Origin of the sequence: Streptomyces sp. Root1304 (assembly GCF_001426405.1) — a bacterium.
Classification (GTDB): domain Bacteria; phylum Actinomycetota; class Actinomycetes; order Streptomycetales; family Streptomycetaceae; genus Streptomyces.
Window position 1 is genome coordinate 1 of sequence record NZ_LMEP01000014.1, and the last position, 18,755, is coordinate 18,755.

At 70.5% G+C, this 18,755-nt stretch carries 10 protein-coding genes; 4 read left to right on the plus strand and 6 right to left on the minus strand.

The annotated features are described in order from the left end of the window. Nucleotides 1-334: 334 nt before the first annotated feature. A protein-coding gene (locus ASD33_RS34245) for an IS5 family transposase (RefSeq protein WP_242427066.1) occupies nt 335-1,143 on the minus strand; the annotation gives its coding sequence in 2 pieces (ribosomal slippage) (nt 335-823 and nt 826-1,143; 807 coding nt in all). A 103-nt stretch (nt 1,144-1,246) separates the two neighbouring features. On the opposite strand from ASD33_RS34245, the gene ASD33_RS35800 reads away from it, so the two are divergent. Then, nucleotides 1,247-1,495, plus strand: coding sequence for a hypothetical protein (locus ASD33_RS35800; RefSeq protein WP_056561662.1), 249 nt, complete (start codon nt 1,247-1,249; stop codon nt 1,493-1,495). A gap of 834 nt (nt 1,496-2,329) precedes the next feature. Here ASD33_RS35800 and ASD33_RS18990 read toward each other — a convergent pair. The 4 genes from ASD33_RS18990 to ASD33_RS19005 all read right to left on the minus strand — a co-directional run bounded on the left by ASD33_RS18990 (nt 2,330) and on the right by ASD33_RS19005 (nt 10,505). After that, entirely contained in the window at nt 2,330-3,922 is a 1,593-nt protein-coding gene (locus ASD33_RS18990) for an ISL3 family transposase (RefSeq protein ID WP_242427068.1), read from the minus strand. Nucleotides 3,923-4,107: 185 nt separating this feature from the next. Then, entirely contained in the window at nt 4,108-5,097 is a 990-nt protein-coding gene (locus tag ASD33_RS18995) for a GNAT family N-acetyltransferase (protein WP_056561667.1), read from the minus strand. A 184-nt stretch (nt 5,098-5,281) separates the two neighbouring features. After that, nucleotides 5,282-6,301 (minus strand): hypothetical protein, encoded by a 1,020-nt coding sequence (locus ASD33_RS36320; RefSeq protein WP_242427070.1) that lies wholly within the window; start codon nt 6,299-6,301, stop codon nt 5,282-5,284. Between the two features lie 16 nt (nt 6,302-6,317). Then, nucleotides 6,318-10,505, minus strand: coding sequence for a S8 family serine peptidase (locus tag ASD33_RS19005; protein WP_056561669.1), 4,188 nt, complete (start codon nt 10,503-10,505; stop codon nt 6,318-6,320). Between the two features lie 124 nt (nt 10,506-10,629). Between ASD33_RS19005 and ASD33_RS19010 the strand changes: the two genes are divergently transcribed. Next, a complete protein-coding gene (locus ASD33_RS19010) occupies nt 10,630-11,583 on the plus strand; it encodes a hypothetical protein (protein WP_056561671.1) in 954 nt (317 codons plus the stop codon). A gap of 318 nt (nt 11,584-11,901) precedes the next feature. Beyond that, nucleotides 11,902-12,282, plus strand: coding sequence for an FKBP-type peptidyl-prolyl cis-trans isomerase (locus ASD33_RS19015; RefSeq protein WP_056561673.1), 381 nt, complete (start codon nt 11,902-11,904; stop codon nt 12,280-12,282). 73 nt (nt 12,283-12,355) lie between these two features. Here ASD33_RS19015 and ASD33_RS19020 read toward each other — a convergent pair whose 3' ends face one another. Next, a complete protein-coding gene (locus ASD33_RS19020; RefSeq protein WP_056561674.1) occupies nt 12,356-16,183 on the minus strand; it encodes an FG-GAP-like repeat-containing protein in 3,828 nt (1,275 codons plus the stop codon). A gap of 196 nt (nt 16,184-16,379) precedes the next feature. Between ASD33_RS19020 and ASD33_RS19025 the strand changes: the two genes are divergently transcribed. Further along, nucleotides 16,380-18,689 carry an XRE family transcriptional regulator gene (locus ASD33_RS19025; RefSeq protein ID WP_079044867.1) on the plus strand — a complete coding sequence of 770 codons (2,310 nt, stop codon included), beginning with the start codon at nt 16,380-16,382 and terminating at the stop codon, nt 18,687-18,689. Nucleotides 18,690-18,755 lie beyond the last annotated feature (66 nt).

The following is an 18,755-nucleotide window of genomic DNA, read 5'->3' on the forward strand; positions in this document are numbered from 1 at the left end:
CGTCAACATCACCCGCAGCCGCCTCGGACGCCTCACCCGTCAAGGCTTCCTCACCCAGCCCGGACGAGGCCGCTACCAGAAACGGACTTAACGCCCTCTAAGAACTCCTTGTCGGCGTACGGCCTTAGCTGGCTCTGGCAAGAATTTCGTAGCCGGAGATCATCTCGGTGACACGGTCGGCCGATCCGCGTAGCGGCGTCGGAGGTGGGCGATCAGAACGACACGGTGGCGGAGGAGAGGGACGCCGGTGCGGCCGGCCATCAGCCGTTTCTGCAGCTTGACGTCGGTGATGCGGCCTTCGTTCAAGCCTGAGTTGTAAGAGCTCGTAACACGATCATGTCCGGGCCTTCTTGAGACGTCTCCAGCAGATGAGGCTGCAGGCGAGGGAGACGAAGGCGTCGTGGAGTTCGGTGCGGCGTTCCCAGCGGACGGCGAGGCGCTTGAACTGGTGGAGCAGGGCGAAGGTCTGCTCGACGACGTAGCGGAGCTTGCCCAGGCCCTCGATGTTCGGGGCGCCCCTGCGGGAGATCACGGGCAGGATCCGGCGCTTGCGTAGTTCGCGGCGGTTGGGGTCGGAGTCGTAGCCCTTGTCGCCGAGCAGAGCCTGGGGGCGTCGGCGGGGCCGGCCCGGGCGTCCGGCGACGGGCGGGATGCCGTCGACCAGGGCCAGGGTCTGGGTGACGTCGTTGACGTTGGCAGCGGTGGTGATGACCTTGAACGGGGTGCCGCGTCCGTCACAGATCAGATGGTGCTTGCTGCCCGTTTTCCGCCGGTCGACCGGCGACGGACCGGTGTCGGCGCCCCCTTCTTCGCGCGGACGTGGGAGCCGTCGACGCACGCTCTGGACCAGTCCAGTTCGCCGGCCGCGTTCAGTTCGGCGAGCAGGATCCGGTGCAATCGGTCGAAGGTCCCGGCCCGCTGCCATCGGTCCAGCCGCCGCCAGCACGTCTGGCCCGAGCCGAACCCCAGCTCCAGGGGCAGCAGTTGCCAGGCGATGTCGTTGATCAGCACGTACAAGATGCCCTGCAAGCACCGCCGGTCCGGCACCGGCCGCGGGCCGGGAGCCTTCTTGGGCCAGGGCGGCAGCAACGGCTCGATCAGCGCCCACAGGTCATCGTCCACGATCCACGGCCGGGTACTCACACCATCCCGAACGGCCGAATCGTCACACCGGTCACGGCCGACCAGGGTCGTTCAAAAAGATCGTGTTACGAGCTCTAAGGGTGGTGATTCCCTGGGCGACGGCATGCCGGTCTTCTCGAAAAGCCCCGGTGAGTCCGACGAGAGAGGCAAGGCCGCTGCCGGCGAGGTCGTCCAGCCAGCCCGGGAGAGGTGTCGCATCGCGGTTGTCGAGCATGGCGGCGAACCGGCGGACCAGATCATGAGTCCGCCTGAGTTCCGGGCAGTGCTCGAGGAGCCAGGGCAGGCGGTCGTTGATGTGGAGGTTGCGTCGGTGTCGGTGGCTGGTGATCCAGCGTGCAACTTCGCGTGGTGAGGCGGTCGCTCGCGTGGTTCGTCCAGGGGCAGGCCCCGTCTGAGGGGTGCGACGGCCCTCTTCACACGCTGGTAGTGGCCGAGGTAGCCCTTGGCCACTAGGCCGTGTATCAAAAGTGGATCTTGGGTTGTGAATGATCACGGTCCATGGGTCGGAGAGATCTCACGGACGAGCAGTAGGCGGCGCTGGAGCCGCTGTTGCCGAAGTGGCTATGTAGGTGAGTTTCAGATTCTGGCACAGATCTTGGGGAGCGGTCGCGGAGGGTGACGGTGTCGTTCGATTCGAGGGGAGGTACACGAGCTCCAAGGCCGTCAGCGTTCACGCATTCTGGTCCGCCACCAGCCGAACGTCGCCAACTCGATGTAGTTGGGTTCAGGCAAGGTACGGCGCTCGAGTTCCTCATCGATGTGCGTGATCAGTCGGCCCAAGTCCCTTTTGGCTCCCGGAGGAAGGTGCCGCATCGCCCACTCCAGGTCATCACGGGCATCGCTTATCCCGGGCGAGCAGAACGCGGAGGCATCCAGGTACCGGCCAGGCTGCTTGAAAACCCATTCGATAAGAGAGAGCGCGTCAGCGACCGCGTTGGGCCACATCTCTTGGTCTTCGACCCGGCGGATCGCTGCACGAGTCCGCGCGGAGACACCTTGGACCTTCAGGACCGGACACTGCCATCGTGGCCGCCACTGCTCTGCGCGGACGGTCTTGGGACGCCTACGTGGCATCGCCCTTTCGGATCAACATGAGGCCATCCTGCCACGGCTGGGCACCTGTTTGGGCCTCGATCCGCATGCCGGCCGCAGCAAGTGTCTGTGCAGATCTTGGGGGCTCGGAGCGTCACTGAAGCAGGATCATCTTGCGGAGTAGTCCGAATCCGGCTCGGCCGTAGAGCTGCCGCTTGATCTTCTTGATGCGGTTGACGGCGCCCTCGATGCTGCCGGAGCTCCAGCCCAGGGTGAGGCCGGCTTTTACGGCGTCGAGGTCTCGAAGTAGATGGAGTGCGAAGTTCGTGAGGCCGGGTAGCTGGCTGGCATCGACTGCGTCGATCCAGGTGGGGAGCGTGGAGCCGAGGCGGGCGGTGAGTATCTCGCCGAAGTCGCGGACATGTCCGGCGGCGGTGTCCAGGTCGGGGCAGCGGGCCAGGACCTCCTTCAGGCCGGCCCGGTCTTCCTCGGTCAGGGTCGTGGGGTGGCGGGTGAGCCAGCGGGTCACCTGTCGTACCGTCGGTGGCCGGGGCGGCGCCTCGGATGGAGTTCCGCGCAAGGTGGCGATGTGGGCGCGGACCATGCCGTAGGTGACGGGAGCCTGCTCGGCTATCAGCTCGCCGTGCAGTCGGGTGACGCTGGTGCATCCCTCGGCGAAGCGTCTCTCCAGGTAGGGCTTGTAGGGGTCCAGTCTGCTGGGTCGGGGCTGGTTCTCGCGGATGGTGTCCTGCCAGCGGGCGGCGTTCGCGTACCGGAGCACGGTGTTGAGGCCCCAGCCCAGGTGCCGGGCGATCGCCCGGCGTGAGTGGCCCTGGGCGAGCATCTCGTGGACCAGGGCGTGTGCGGCCTTCTTGCGCTCGGCCCGTCGGCCGACGGGGTCCGAGTCGTCCTGCGTCGGGCCAGAGCCCAGGCAGGGCGTCTCCGGCAGTGTGCCGCTGGGCGACGGGTTGCGCAGACAGTCGCGGTGGGCGGCGACGCAGGTCTCCAGCGCCCGGCCGAGGCCCTGCCACAGATGGAACCGGTCGGCGACCTGCAGAGCGTCGGGGGCACCGCGCCGGGCACCCTCGGCGTAGGCGCCCGCCCGGTCCCGGCAGATGATCTCCACGCCGGGGTGGCGGATCAGCCAGGCGGCCAGCGGCCCGGCTTCACGCGTCGGCAGCACGTCGACCACGCGATGGTCTTCGACGCTGGTCAAGACGGTGGAATAGGTCTGACCGCGGCGGATCGCGAAGTCGTCCACACCCAGCACACGCGGGGTGCTGAACTGAGGATCGGGCAGCGCCATGACCCTGCGTAACAAGGTCATCCGTCCCGCGCCGAAGCCCAGCTGGGCGGCCAGTCGGGCGCCGGCCTGTCCGGCCAGCGCGAGCCCCACTCGCTCCAGGGCGTGGTTGAGCCGAGTGGTGAACCGTGCGTACGGCGCGGCCAACCGGGAGATCGGCTCGGCGAACGTCCGGCGCGGGCAGTCCGCCGACCCGCAGATGAAGCGCCGGACCGTCAGCCGGATCACAAAGCCCTGTTCTGCGAGCGGAAGGTCCTTCAGTCTGCGCTGGTAACGGTCGTGGACTCGGTCTGAGAAGCGGCCGCAGTCCGGACATGCAGCGCCTGCGGCGCGGCCTCTCGCCAGCACCTCGACCGTGCCGAATGCGGCCGAAACCGCCTCGACATCCACCTCGTCGATCCCCTCGAACACCAGCGAGTCCCAGAACGGTGCATCGGTCTGCATGACCAGCACCATCACCGCTCACAACGGTCCACAGCATCGGCAGGCAGACACCTGAGGGGGCGTCAATTCTGATCGTCGGACAACAAGGCGCACGCGGTCTCGCACGAGCCACTCACTCGCAATCGAACAACGATGTCACGCTCCGCGACCGCTCCCCAAGATCTGTGCCAGAACCTAGGTCTCACCTACGTAGCCACGAGCGGCTTGCGGTAGCGGACATACTCGTTCTGTCTCCGGAACCCCACGCTCTCGTAAAGATCATAGGATCGGTGCGGATTTGCCGTGCCCGTGTACAACCTGGCAGTCGTTGCACCCTGCTCGCGAAGGCTTCGCAGCCCGTCCAGCAGCAGGATCCGGCCGATTCCGAGGCGTCGCTGGTCCGTGCGGACACTCAGCTCTTCGACCTCGCCCACGGTGTGGTCGTGGCCGCGGATGGAGCAGAGGGCTACGCCGAGCATGTCCTGCCCGTTCCAGGCAGCCCTCCAACATGCCGGGTTGGCGGTGTCGACAAAGTCCTGGAAGGGCCATTTCTGAGTGAAACCGGTGTCCGCATACGAATCGACGACCGTCCTCCAGGCCGCGCGGTAGTGGCTGGTCCCGATCGGCCCCGTCCGTATCCCGGCAGGGAGTTCGCTGCCCGGCTCGGGCAACTGCTGCAGATCGCCCAGCTCTAGCTCGACCAGACTGAAGACACGTCGGTAGCCGGCTGCGAGCAGAAGCGCCGTGGCGTCCTGCTCGGAAATCATGGCGTTCGCACCGATCACTGCAGTCCGCGCCGTGCCATGTTTTTCGACGAGCTGGCAGATCCGCAATTCGGCCCAGCGCAGCATGGCTGATCCAATGCCCTGGTCGCGATGCTCGGGCAAGAGGTAACCGCGGTGCAGGTACAGCCACGTATCGTCTCGCTCCTGCCACCACCGGATCGTCGAGTAGCCGACGACGCTCCCGTCGCGCACCACCAGAACCTGGTTCTTGGACGGCTCATCCAGCTTGGCAGAGGCCTCGGCGATCTCGGCGGCTGTCGGGAGCCCTTCCACAACCGAACGGGCGTCGACCCGGTCCCGTTCGACACATTCCAGCCGCACCGCGGCCATGGGGCCGTGGTCCTCGTCGCCCCGATACGGCCGGAACCCGAAGCCGACTGGGAGGTCCTGTCCTGGCGTGTCATCCGACATGATCGGATGATCTCGAACTTTGAGGCAGGTCCGCCACCCTGTTCATGATTCATGCTGCGGTCGTCTGCGGCCGTTCCACGAGGTACCCGCCTTCGAAGTGGGCTCCGACTCGGACGAGGGCGACGAGGTGGGGGCATTGTCCCGCCACAGGGCGCAAACAGGTGCGACCGGGGGCACGTTTGGATCAGACAGGAGCAAGGCCACAACAAGCGTCCACTACCTCAGCCGTCTTGAAGCGGTCCGTCAGCTGAACTGCTATGAGGCAGTGTTCTGGCTTGCGTCCGTAGCGGCGGTGGAGCTGATGGCAACCCGCAGTGACGTACCTCAACGGTGAACCTCGGCAGCCGTCATTCAGCGAAGAAGCCGCTCGCACTGCCACCATCGGCGAGGACAGCCCATGGCTAAGGGCTGTCACATAAATGATCTCCGAGTCATCTCGGGCATGACGGGCCGCCGTGCTTCCCGTGGACCTATCCGGCGAGGGCGAGGTTGTGCACTCAAGCGATGCTGGGCATGGCGTGGTGGACGCCATCGTCGGCTGTACAAACCTGCCCTCGCCGGATAAGCCGCCTGCGAAGCTCAGGCGGACCCGCTGGCCGCGTCCGCCGACGGAGGCGGCGCGTGGCGCGTGGCGCGGCCACCGTCCACCCGCCTGCTCCGATGCGGCGGCCCGGAGCTCCGCCACGAGAGCGCACCCTGGATACGTCCCGAACGCCGCGTACTTCCAGCGGTGGTAGCACGACCAGTAGCTCACCACGCGCCTCTCCGTCCGCGCGAAGAAGACGGCAATCCGCGAGATGAACTCCCCGTAGAGCCGGCGCTGGGCCGAGCCCGGGACAGCGAGCCCGGGAAGCCCCTGCCCGATCGCCTCAAGGATCTCAAGTACGTACTCGCCGACCAGCTGCACCACGAACGGCACGACCCACGGTTCGCTTGACGACACGATCTGTTCGAGGTGACGCTGACGAACCCGTCCATCACTGTGCCGGGAGTACAGGCAATACAAGATCCGCTGTTGGGTCCCGGTCAGGGACCTCACCAAGCCGACCTCCGGTTCCTCATTGTAGATCCGTGAGGGGATGGCGACGATCTCGCCCTGTACCTCGACCTGGAAGGGCTTCACTGGTCCGATCGCCGCCACCACGCGCACGGGCGTCGACCGGCCCAGGGCCTTCCTGGGCCGGTCGACGCTCGTGCCGGTCATGCGGTCGTACTCGTCGTCAGCGGCGTAGCTTGAGGCGGTGTACCCCGCCGTCGACCGTGCCGACGTAGAGCGTGCGGCCGTCGGGGTCGGCGGCCAGCTTGGTGGTGTCGGTGTTCTGCAGACCGTTCGAGATGTTCTCCCAGGTGAGGCCGTTGTCGGTGCTGCGCAGTACTCCCCGGCCTCCCTGGACGAGGCCGGACGCCCTTGAACCGGTGGTCGCCGCGTAGAGCGCTCCGCCGACCCTCAGCAGGTCCGAGACGTGGACCGCGAGCGGGCCGGTGTCGGCGGTGCGGAAGGTCTTGCCGTCGTCGGTGCTGACCCGGATGGACGATCCGCCGACGATCAGGCGCCGGCCGTCCGTCACGATCGCGGCGACGGGGCCCTCGGCGACCTTGGTCTTGGTGACGCCGCCGTCGTCCGAGCGGTAGAGACCCGAGGCGTTGCCGAGCCAGAGGCGCCGCGGGTCGCGCGGGTCACCGGCCATGGCATCGAAGGACCTCTCGTGGAAGAGGTTCTTCCACGTCCTGCCGCCGTCGGAGGTCGAGAAGAGTCCGTCGCCGAAGATGCTCCTGAAGCTGATCGCCACCCGGTCCGGGTCGGCCGGATGGACCAGGAGCGCGGTCGGTATCTCCGACGACGTGCCCTTCACCTGCCAGGTCCGTCCTGCATCCCCGGTGCGGGAGACCTCGAAGAGTCCGGTCGCGGTGCGCCGGACCTGCCACATCACCTTGGTGTCCTCGGGCGAGGCGGCGATGTGCGAGGTGAGACGACCGGTCATGCCCTCGGCCCCGGACTGGCCCCACTCGGGGCCGGCGACGGGGATGGTGGTGCGGTAGGTGCCGCTCACCGTTCCGGCGAGCAGTTGGTCCCCACCGGCCGCGAGGGCGAAGGTGGTCAGGCCCTGGACGCCGATCCTCCGGTATCCGGTGCCGTCGGCCGAGCCGCGGTACAGGCCGTCCTGTTCGCTGGACACCGTCACCGAGCCGTCGGCCCAACGGTCGTAGTCCATCGCGATGGCCGCCTTCGAGGGGGCGGGCGCGGGCTTCCAGGTCTTGCCGTGGTCTCGGCTGACCTGACCGGCGCCGAACAGCGCGCGCAGGTACAGGTCGCCGCCTGAGGCGGAGAGTCCGTTGCCGCCCTGCGCCAGGGGCAGCAGGGTGGACCAGGTGCGGCCCTTGTCGTAGGAGCCGCGGACGCCCGTACCGGGGACGTACGCCGCCACGACGATGGAGTCGGCCGCCATGCCGCGGATGGTGTCCACCGGCTCGTCGAGGACGAGGTGCGCCATACCGGGGTCGCCCTTGCCGACTCCGTCGATGCGCCAGACGCTGTCGAACGTCGCCAGGTACAGGGTGTCGCCGGTGAGGGTGGCGTCGCGGACGCCGGTCACGCCGGTGGGGTACGTCGCCCAGCTGTCGCCCGCGTCCGTGCTGACCAGCAGTGTGCCGTCGACGACCGCGGCGAGGGTGCGGGTCTGCTCGTCCGCGACGAACTCGTCGATGTGCGCGTCGGGCACGTCGAGCTTGCGCCAGGTGCGGCCGTTGTCATCCGTACGCAGGATGGTGCCCCGGCGGGTGGGGTCGGCGGCCGTGTTCACGGCGTACCACCAGCGATCGGGGCGCCGGGCGTCGACCACGACCGCTCCGGTGCCGTTGCCGTCGGCGATCGGCAGCCTGCCCACCTGGCGCCAGTTGACGCCGCCGTCGGTGGTCAGCCAGGGGGCGGCCTTCCGGAACTGGGTCACGACGGCCTGCTTGGGCCGGGCGGGCGAGAGCGCGACGTGACCGGCCTCGCTGTTCGGGCCGATGGGCTCCCAGCGGTCGCCGCGGCTGCCGGCGGGGGTGACCTCGAAGGCGCTGGTTCCTGTGATCCGCCGGCCGTCGGTGGTCGTGGCCCGCACGGCCAACCGGTAGGCGCCGGCCGCCTTCCCGGTGACGTCGGCCTGGTAGTAGCCGGCGCCGTTCATGGTGGTGGGCAGGGTGAAGGACTTGCCGTGCGGCGGGGTGACCCTGATCTCCGGCGGCGCGTTCAGGGCGGCCGGGGCGGCGATGTGCACGGTGGAGCGGCCGTCGCTCGGGTCGGGGGACGCCTGGACGACCAGGTGTCGGACGACGAGCAGGTACGGCACCCGGAGGGCCGGGCCGCGTGCGGGGGTGGCCGTGATCCGGCCGCTGATCTCCGTGTCGGTGGCCGGGCGATCGGCACGCAGGGTCACGGTGACGGTTGCCGACCCCCCGGCAGGGAGGGTCACCTGCGGCGGAGACACGGTGGTGGGCCCAGTACTGCTGAGAGTGACGGCCAGCGGCTTCTTGCCGGGGTTGGCCAGGCGTACCTTCGCGGTGCCGCCGACCGTCCGGTCCGCCAGGTCGGCGAGGCCGAACGACACGCTCGTCGGGAAGGCGGTGAGGGTGGCCGATGCTGCGGCGGCCACGTCGAGCCGTCCGTTGCCCTGGACGGTGGGACCGGTGCCGGCGAGCTGCTTCGCGGTGCCGACCAGTGCGGACCTGACTGCGTCGGGGTCCTGGTCGGGGCTCAGTTGGCGCAGCAGGGCGGCGGCTCCGGCGACGTGCGGGCTTGCCATCGAGGTTCCCGACATGCGGTAGACGCCGGGTTCGTACATCGAGGTGGGGATGGAGGAGCGGATCTCCACGCCGGGTGCGACCAGGTCGGGTTTGAGTCCGAAGCCGGTGCCGGGTCCGCGCGACGAGAACGAGGCGATCTCGTCGGTGGAGTCGGTGCCGCGCAGGGTGACGGACACCTTTCCGGCGGCCAGTTCACGGCTCAGCTGGGCGTACTGGGTCGTGTCGATGCCCATGACGACCAGGCGGTCCATGCGCAACGAGTCGCCGGAGGCCGCGGTCCGGGCGAGGTCGGGGCGGGCGGGGGTCTGCCGGGCCTCGACCGTTCCCGGGGTGGCCGCGAGCACGGGTCCGTCGTGGGTCGGGAGGCCGCCGAGTACGGCGAGCGCGCCGCGTTTCTCGGCTTCGCGCGCCCAGTCGATGTCGCTCTGGCTCAGGACGTCCGTACTGGGGGCGACGAGCATGTCGGCACGCAGGATCTTGCCCCGTACGTCACCGACGCGCTTCCAGTCCTCCGCGGTGCCCGCGCCGACATCGACGAGCGGCGCGGTGACCGGGTTCCGGGGCGGGTTCGCGGACAGGACGCCTCGGTAGGTCTGGATCAGTTCGGGCTCCTTGCCCGCCAGGTACGCGCTGGGAATGCGCAGCCCGCTGGTGGAGGCGCCGACCGCGATGACGCCTTCGGCCGACGCCGGCGTGCTGACGGTGCCGCTGCCGGGTCCGGCGTTGCCGGCCGCCGCGACGACGACCACTCCGGCCCGCACGGCGGCGGTCGCCGCTCGTCCCAGCGGGTCGGTGCCGTCACCGGGGCCGCCGAGGCTCATGTTGATGACGTCGGCCCGGTGGGGATTGCTCGGATCGGCCGCGGCCTCGATGCCGGCGATGATGTCGGAGGTGTAGCCGCTGCCGTCGGCGCCGGTGACCTTGTAGGCGAGCAGGCGCGCGTCGGGCGCCATGCCGGTGACGCCTCCCTCTTTGGCCGCTTTACCCGCGATGATGCCCGCGACGTGGGTGCCGTGGCCGTTGTCGTCCATCGGGTCGTCGTCGCCGTTGGCGAAGTCGAAGCCGCCGACGATCTTGTGTCCCTCCCCGAAGCCGCCGCCCAGGTCGGGGTGGCCGTAGTCCACACCGCTGTCCAGGACCGCCACGACGGTGCCCTTGCCGGTGGCCTTCGCCCCGGCCGGGTCCTCGCGCTTCCAGACGTCGGGTGCGCCGGTCAGCGGGACGCTGATGTCGGTGAGCACCTGTATCCGGATGTCGGGCCGGACGGCGAGGACGCCCGGCAGCGCGGCCAGCCGTGCCTTCTCGGAGGCGGGCACCGTCATCGCCACGGCGTTGACGAGCAGCCCGAGTCCGCGGGGTGTGGCGGGGTGCAGGCCGGCTTGCCGTGCCGTCCTGACGAAGTCGTCGTGCCGTACCGCCAGGGCCCGTCGGGCGTCGTCGACGGCGGAGGTGGCGCCGGCGGCCAGGGAGGTGAGCGAGCCGCCGGGGGCGGCTGCCACGGCGGCGTCTCCGGACAGCTCGACGATGACCCGCTGGTTCGGGTCGGGTGACTTCGCGGTCGCGGTGCCGGGTGTCGCGGTGAGCGTCCCGGCCAATGCGACGGTGGTGACCGTGGCAGCCACCAGACGTCGGCTTCTTCGTGGGTTTTTGGCCATGGGTAGAAGTCCTAGCGCCGAAGTCACGCTCCGTACAACGGATCTTGACGGCCCATTGCTGCACCTGGCACAAGTGGGCCAAGATCCGCATATGACGAACGACCTCACTGCGGCAGGCGTCGATCCGTTCGACGAGAGCGTCTACCGGGCCGTGTTGACCCGGCGTACGGCGGCCCCTGCCGAGCTCGCCGCCGACCTCGGTTGCTCCCCGCTCCGCGCCGCCAGGGCGCTGGACCGGCTGCACGACCACGGTCTGGTCGGGCGGCTCGCGGGGGTCCGCCGCCGGTACGCGGCGATCGAACCGGGAGCCGCGGTCGAGTCCCTGATACGGAACCGGACAGCGGAGCTGGACCGGCTCCGTTCGGCGGCGGGTGAGCTGTCCCGCCTCTTCGCTGCGGCCCAGGCCGGCACCGCCGGGGAGGACGAGGTGGAGATCGCCACCGGCCGCGAGGCGCTCGGCCGCTGGTTCGTCCGCCTCCAACAGGAGGCGCGCGAGGACGTCATGACACTGGACCGGCCGCCGTACGCACTGACCACCTCCAACCCGGTGGAGAGCACGGCGCTGGGGCGCGGCGTGCGCTACCGCGCGGTCTACGCCCCCGAAGCGCTGGAGTGGCCGGGGGTGCTCGAGGACATCCGCGGACTCGTACGCCGTGGCGAGCAGGCCCGGGTGATGCCGGGCCTGCGGATCAAGCTGGCCATCGCGGACCGCCGGCTGGCGCTGATGCCGCTCTCCCTGGACCTCGACGGCGTACGCGCTGCGGTCATCCGCCCCTCCACGCTGCTGGACGCCCTGACCGACTACTGGGAACTGTGCTGGAAGCAGGCCCTTCCGCTCGACGCCCCCGCCGAGGACCCGCTGGGCGAGGAGGATCGTCTGGTGCTCACCCTGCTGGTCAGCGGCCTCAAGGACGAGGCCATAGCGCGCCAGCTCGGCTGGTCGGTCCGCACGATGCGCCGGCGTATGAGTCGCCTCCACGAACTTCTGGGCGCGGTGAACCGCTTCCAGGCCGGTGTTGTCGCGGCACGCCGCGGCTGGATCTGACCCGGCACCGGGCCGAAGCCGACGGCCATTTCGCGGTGATGACGCCTACGTTTGTCGCTGCGCGGGCGCGAACTGTGGCGGGTCCCCGCGCTGTCCTGCGGTCACCACGATCGCCAGGGGAGGACGTCGCCCAGCTGTCCTCCGGACCGGCTGTCGTGCGTCAGACGGGGCGCACCACCTGGGCCGGGCCCTCTGCGGTTTCCTGTACCTCCGGCGGCGGGCCCGGGTTTGCCCGGTAGCTTGATGGTCTACTGCTTGGCGTGACCGTGCGTTCGGGCGGTCGTTTGAGGGTTCTCGACGGAGAGTAGTGGGACTGCGATGAGTGAACCGACCAAGCCTGAGGTCCGTGTTCCGGAGGGGGAAGCTCCCGGTGAGTTGGCTGTTCGCGACCTCGTGGTCGGGGATGGGCTCGAGGCCAAGCCCGGGAGGGTCGTCCGGGTTCACTACGTCGGAGTCACCTTCGCGTCCGGGAAGGAGTTCGACTCCTCCTGGGACCAGGGGCAGCCGTTCAAGTTCGCGCTGGGTGGTGGCAGGGTCATCAAGGGGTGGGACCGCGGGATCAGGGGGATGAAGGTGGGTGGTCGGCGCGAGATCATCGTTCCTCCGCGTCTCGGGTACGGGAACCAGTCCCCCTCGTCGTTGATCCCTGCGGGCTCTACGCTCGTCTTCGTGGTGGATCTCCTCTCCGTCGCGGTCTGAGGGCGCCGGCTCTGACGGGACGCGGGGGCGGCGGCCCTGTCGGCCTCCGCCCCCGCGTCCGGATCTGCATCCGTCAGATGTGTACCTGGCTCGCCGGTACGCCGACGCCGGTGGCGATCACGCCTGCCGCCGTCCAGCCGCCGCTGAGTGCCGCGCCGTTGTTCGTCCAGGCCTGGACGGAGCCGTCCGCGGCCACCGCCAGGTAGTCCGCCCGGGCGTCGCCGTTGGCCTCGGCAAAGACGGGCTGTGTCCCGACGGCTCCGAGCGCCGGGGCGTAGGCGCCGAGGGCCGTCCAGCCTCCGTTGCCGTTGCCTCCCCGGTTGAGCCAGGCCTTCGCCGACCCGTCCGGCGCCAGCGCCAGGTAGTCCGCGCGGCCGTCGGCGTTCAGGTCCGCGAAGCGGACCAGCGAACCGGTCGCGCCCGTGCCGGAGGCGTACGTCCCCAGTGCCGTCCAGCCTCCGTTGCCGTTGCCGCCCTGGTTCAGCCAGGCCTTGACCGACCCGTCGGCGGCGACCGAGAGGTAGTCCGCCCGGCCGTCGGCGTTCAGGTCGGCGAACCGTACCTGGTCGCCCGGTGAGCCCGTGCCGGAGGCGTACGTTCCCAGCTCCGTCCAGCCACCGCGCCCGACGCCGCCCTGGTTCAGCCAGGCTTTGACCGACCCGTCGGCGGCGACCGTGAGGTAGTCCGCTCGGCCGTCCGCGTTCAGGTCCGCGAACCGGACCTGCGAACCGGGGGCTCCGGTCGTCGTGGCGTAGGTCCCCAGCGGCGTCCAGCTTCCCGGGGTGCCGTTGTTCAGCCAGGCCTGCACCGAGCCGTCCGCCGCGACCGTCAGGTAGTCGTCCCGGCGGTCGGCGTTGATGTCGGCGAAGCGCAGGTCGGCCGGGGTGGATCCGGTGCTCGTCGCGAACGTGCCGACCGTCGTCCAGCCGCCCCCGCCGACGCCGGTGCCGTCACCGCCCTTGTTCAGCCACGCCCGTACCGCTCCGTTCGCCTCGACCACGACGTAGTCCGCGCGGCGGTCGGCGTCGATGTCGGCGAAGCGGACGGCCGAGCCGGGGGCGTCGGTGCCCGCGGCGATCCGGCCCGAGTCGGTCCAGCCGGCCGTGCCCGTTCCCCCCTTGTTGAGCCATGCCCGCACGGCGCCCGCGGCATCGACGGCGAGGTAGTCCGCGTACGCGTCGCCGTTGACGTCGGCCAGCCGGATCTGGTCTCCGGGTACTCCCACTCCGGAGGCGATCTGTCCGGCGCCGGTCCAGCCGGCCGTGCCCGTGCCGCCCTTGTTCAGCCACACCCGCAGGGCGCTGTTCGGGTCGACGACGACGTAGTCGGCGTACTTGTCGCCGTTGATGTCGGCGAAGCGGACCTCGCCGCCGGCCAGCGTCACCCCGGAGGCGATCTGCCCTGCGTCGGTCCAGCCCGCCGTGCCCGTACCGCCCTTGTTCAGCCAGGCGCGGACGGCTCCGTTGGGGTCGACCACGAGGTAGTCGGCGTACCGGTCGCCGTTCACGTCGGCGAAGCGGACCTGGCCGCCGGCCAGCGGGACACCCGAGGCGATCTGCCCTACCTCGGTCCAGCCCGCCGTGCCGGTGCCGCCCTTGTTGAGCCAGGCGCGGACGGCGCCGCCCGCGTCGACGGTGAGGTAGTCGGCGTAGCCGTCGGCGTTGACGTCGACCTGGTAGTCGCCCAGTCCCGCGCGTGGGGGCGCCGGGCGGACCGTCACCGTGTCGCTGATCCAGCCGTCGCGTCCGGCGGCGGTGATGCCTCCGGCGAAGGCGGCGGCCATCTTCGCGTAACCCGTGTTGTTCGGGTGCAGGCGGTCGGCGATGTCGGCGTTGGTCAGCGCGCCCATGCTGACGAGGACGACCTTGTGCCCCTGGTCCTGCCGGGCCTTGACGATCCCGGGCAGTTGCGCGTTGTAGGCGTTGATCCGGGCCTGTACCGCCGGCGAGGTCGAGGGGACGAGTGTGGCCACGACGATGGTGGTCTGCGGGGAGGCCGCGATCATCTGGTCGAGGAGGGCGGCGAGTCTGGCCGGTGCGGAGGCTACCGCGTTGTCCCGGTCCATGTCGTTGGTCCCGATGTGGAGCGTCACGACGTTGGGCTTGGCCGCCTCCAGCCAGCTGTCGACGTTCGCGGCGATGCCCTCGATGAGCCAGCCCGAGTGTCCTTCGTGGTCGATGTCCGGGAGCTGGCCTTCTCGTTGGGAGCCGACGAAGTCGAGGGTGTCGGCCCGGCCGGTCAGCATCGGCCAGAGCGGGGCGCGGTAGCCGGATCGGGTGGAGCTGCCGACTCCGAGGGTGATGGAGTCGCCGAGCGGCATCACGGACAGGCGCGGCACGTGCCAGTTCTCGCCCTGGCTGTCGGGTGTGCCGCCGTAGCCGGGGGTGTCGGGGTGGTAGGTGTACTGGTTCAGTGCCTCGACCGTCGCCCGTACGCCGCCCAGGTGGAAGTGGTCCACGGCGAGGAAGTTGGGCTTCTTGCGGGCGGCCGGCTGGCAGAACTTCTTCAGCCGCTCCAGCACCTGCTGGTTGTCGGAGGACGCGCGGTTCGTGAACGGCATGTCACGGAAGTGGTTCATGACGAACAGCCGGCGGAAGTGCTTCTCCTCCTTGGCCAGCGGTACGTCGTCCCAGCGTGTCCGGCAGGTCCAGTCCGGTGTGTCGGTGGTGCCGGATCCCAGGGACCAGTAGTTCTCGGCCGTCCAGTTGTGCTGGTACGCGAAGCCGACGTTGATGTCGGTGTCGGAGGGGAACAGGTCCTCCTTGTTCCAGCTGTCGGAGAAGAGCAGCAGTCGGTTGCCGGCGTCGACGAGCTGGGAGACCTTCGGCCAGCCCTTGTTCGCGACGTCCCAGCGGGGGTCGGACGGGTTGAACAGCATGCCGGCCAGTTGGCCGCCGGGGGCCAGGTCGTCGCCGACCTCGTCGCGCAGGTCGGCGATGTCGTCGACGTAGTCCTCGGTGAAGACCGTGACGATCTCCTTCTCGTTCCCGGGTGCCTTGAGGAAGTCCGCGATGTCGGTGAAGACGTCGGACATCGGCCGGCTGTCGAGCGCGCAGGGTCCGTGACACATCCGGACCCGGCCGTTGTACTGGTGAGCGTCGAGCATCAATCCTCGTACGCCTTGGGCCAGTTGGTCGCGGATCGGCATCCACTGGTTGGGCGGGAGGGAGGTTCCGATCCCGCCCACGTCGGCGCTGTTGTAGAACGCGTTGTGGGCCGTCATGAACGTCATGTCGTCGAACGTGGGATCCGCCGGCATCGCGCGGGTCGTCGGCTCGTACGGCGTGACGTACCACTCCTGGCGGTTGCCCAGCACCTTGATCCTGGACAGGGTGACCTCGCGGCCCTTGTCCAGCGGGGTCTCCAGCCACTCGTCGGAGTGGCCGACCGGCTGGATCCGGTAGCGGTCGCCCTTCGCGGACTCAAAGTCCCAGTCGGTTCCCGCCGCGCCGCAGTCGCGGAACGCGAGACGGGCGTTGCCCGCGGCGTCCGAGTCCCTGCTCATGCAGCCGCTCTTGGTGCGGCTCTTGACCTTGTACGAGCCACCCGCGGACGCTTCCAGGTACCAGAGCTGGTTGTCCTGGTCGCCCTTCGGGTCGGTCGCGCGGAAGAGGAGGTCGGTGCCGGAGATCTGCAGCCCTGTGCCGCCCGCGTACCCGACGTTCTTGTCGTCGCCCGTGCCGTCTCCCTGGCTGTCGCCGACGCTCTGCAGCACGACCGTCGTCCCGACGGGTACCGCGGCGGCCGGAGGGGCTGCGGTGACGACCAGCGTGCCGGCGACGAGTGCTCCGGCGAGGGCGAGCCCGGTGGCGTGCAGCGCGGCTCGGAACCGGATCCGCCGGGGTCCGTGGTCCGGCGGCAGCGGCCCCGGTCGTCCGAAGGGGAGGGAGAGACGTCTCATCGAAAACCCTTTGCACTGTGGCGGCCGCACGACGGGGCCGGGACACGGAAAACGAGAACCAGTCCAGCACCCGGGCGGTGCGGGCACGAGGCAGTCGCACCGGCAGAAGTGGGGTCCTGCATACTTCTGCCGGACCACCGCACGTCGCGCCGCCCCCGGCCGGCACCGGCCGCACCGCGCACGGGAGATCCGCACGATGAGCACTGCCGATTCCGCCCTTTCCGGCCGTGGGGAGTTCGGAGCGCTGCTCCGCACCCTCCGTACCCGTGCCGGGCTCAGTCAGGAGGAGCTCGCTCACCTCGCCGGGGTGAGCGTGCGGGCGGTGGCCGACATGGAGCGGGGGCGTACGCGGGGTCCGCAGCGTCGTACGGTGGGCGCGCTGGTCACGGCGCTCGCGCTGGACGGTTCCGGGGGCGAGGCGGAGGCGCTGGAGCGGGCCGCCGCCTCGGGGCGGCCCCGGCCTCGGGCGGTGCCGATGGAGGCGATGGGGCTGCGGTTGCCGCGCGACGTAAGGGACTTCACCGCGCGGGAGGCCGACCTCGCCCGTGTGCGGGCCGTCGCGGAGGACGCCGGACCTGCGTACCCGGCGGTGGTGCTGGTCACGGGCCAGCCGGGACTCGGGAAGACGGCGTTCGCGGTACGGGCGGCGCACAGCCTCGCCGGCCTCTACCCGGACGGGCAGTTCGCCGTCGATCTGCGCGGTACGGATGCCGAGCCCGCTGAGCCGCGCGAGGTTCTGCGGCGGCTGCTGGGGGCGCTCGGGATCGCCGAGGGCGCCGTACCACCCGATGCCGAGAGCCGGGCCGGGCTGCTGCGGGCCACCGTCGAGGACCGGCGGGTGCTGTTCGTCCTGGACAACGCGGCCGACGAGGACCAGGTCCGGCCGCTGCTGCCCTCGTCCGGGCCCGCGCTGACCCTGGTCACCAGCCGCAACGCGCTCGCCGGGCTGGAGGGCGTGGACCGCGTCGCGCTCGGCGTACTGCGCCGCGAGGAGTCCGTCGCCCTCCTCAGCCGGGTCGTCGGCGCCGAGCGGGTGGCGGCGGAGCCGCAGGCGGCGCGCGATCTGGCCGATCTGTGCGGGCAGTTGCCGCTCGCGGTGCGCATCGCCGCGCAGAGGCTCGCGGCCCGCCCCTCGGAGCGGCTCGCGAAGCTGGTCGCCCAACTCGCCGACGAGGGGCGCCGGCTCGATGTGCTGCAGGCCGGGAACCTCCAGGTCCGTGCGGCCTTCGCACTGTCGTACCGGCGGCTGGAGCCGTTGGCACAGCGGGTACTACGGCGTGCCACGCTGGCCGCGGGGACGGACTTCTCCCCGCAGACCGCGGCGCTGCTCTCCGGGACCTCGCTGCGGCAGGCGGAGCTGTGCACCCAGGACCTGGCCGACCGCGGGCTGCTCCAGCCCGACCCGGCGGCCGAGCGCTACCGCTTCCACGACCTGCTCCGCCTGTTCGCCGCCGAGCGGTTGGCCGAGGACGATCCGGCGGATCTCGGCCTGGCCCGGGAGCGCACCGCCCGGTGGATGCTGGCACGCGCCGGCGCGGCCGCGCTCCACTTCGACGCCGAGCGCTCCCCCACCGGCGATCCGCACGGCGCCACCGCGCCGCGTGGGCCCGACGAGGCGCGCGACTGGCTGGAGGCGGAACGGGTCCAGTGGCTGGACGCCCTGCGCCAGGCCCTCGCCGGCGGGCACCACCAGGAGGTCCTGGACGCGGCGGAGGCGATGCACTGGTTCTCCGACCGCACCCAGCACTGGGAGCAGTGGGTGCAGGTGTTCCACTGCTCGGTGGCCGCCGCGCGGGCGCTGGGCAGTCGGCGCGACGAGGCCGTGCACCTCAACTACCTGGCCTGGGCGCGCAACCTGTGCGTCCACGACTATGCCGGCGGGCTGGCGGCCGCCCGCGAGGCGCTGGCCGCGGCGCGCGAGGCGGGCGACCTGCTGCAGACGGGCTGGGCCTACGGTTACGGGGCGGGTGCGCTGCACCACCTGGGGCGGGCCGAGGAAACGGTGGCATGGCTGAAGGAGTCGGCGGCCTGCCACCGGGAGAACGCCTCCCCGCAGAGTCGGCTGGCGGAGCTCTCGACGCTCAACGCACTGGGTGGGCACCTGCGTTCGATGGGGCGGCCCGAGGAAGCGCTGGCCATTCACCGGCAGAGCGAGGAGTTGTGCCGCGCAGGGATCCCTGGTCAGTCGGAAGAGGTTCTGGCGGTGTTCCGGGCCGGTACGTCGCAGCATGTCGGCCGGGATCTGGTCGCGTTGGCGCGGTGCGCGGAGGCCGAGCCGTTGCTGCGCCGCGCCCTCGATGGTTTCGAGGCGGCCGGGATGGCCGCGTGGAGCGAGCCGGCGCGCCTGGACCTGGGCATCGCGCTGCGTCGGCTCGGTCGTGCGGAGGAGGCCCGTACGACGCTGGATGCCGCTCGGCGCGGCCTCGCCGAGCAGGGGCATCCTCGGCAGGGCGAGGCTGAACGGGAGCTGGCCGCGGCCGCTGATTGCGGGGGTTCCGGGGTGTGATCTCTTGGGGCCCGGGGCCTCGCCTTGGGGCCTGGGGCGCCGGTTGGAGCCTGGGGCGCCGGTTGG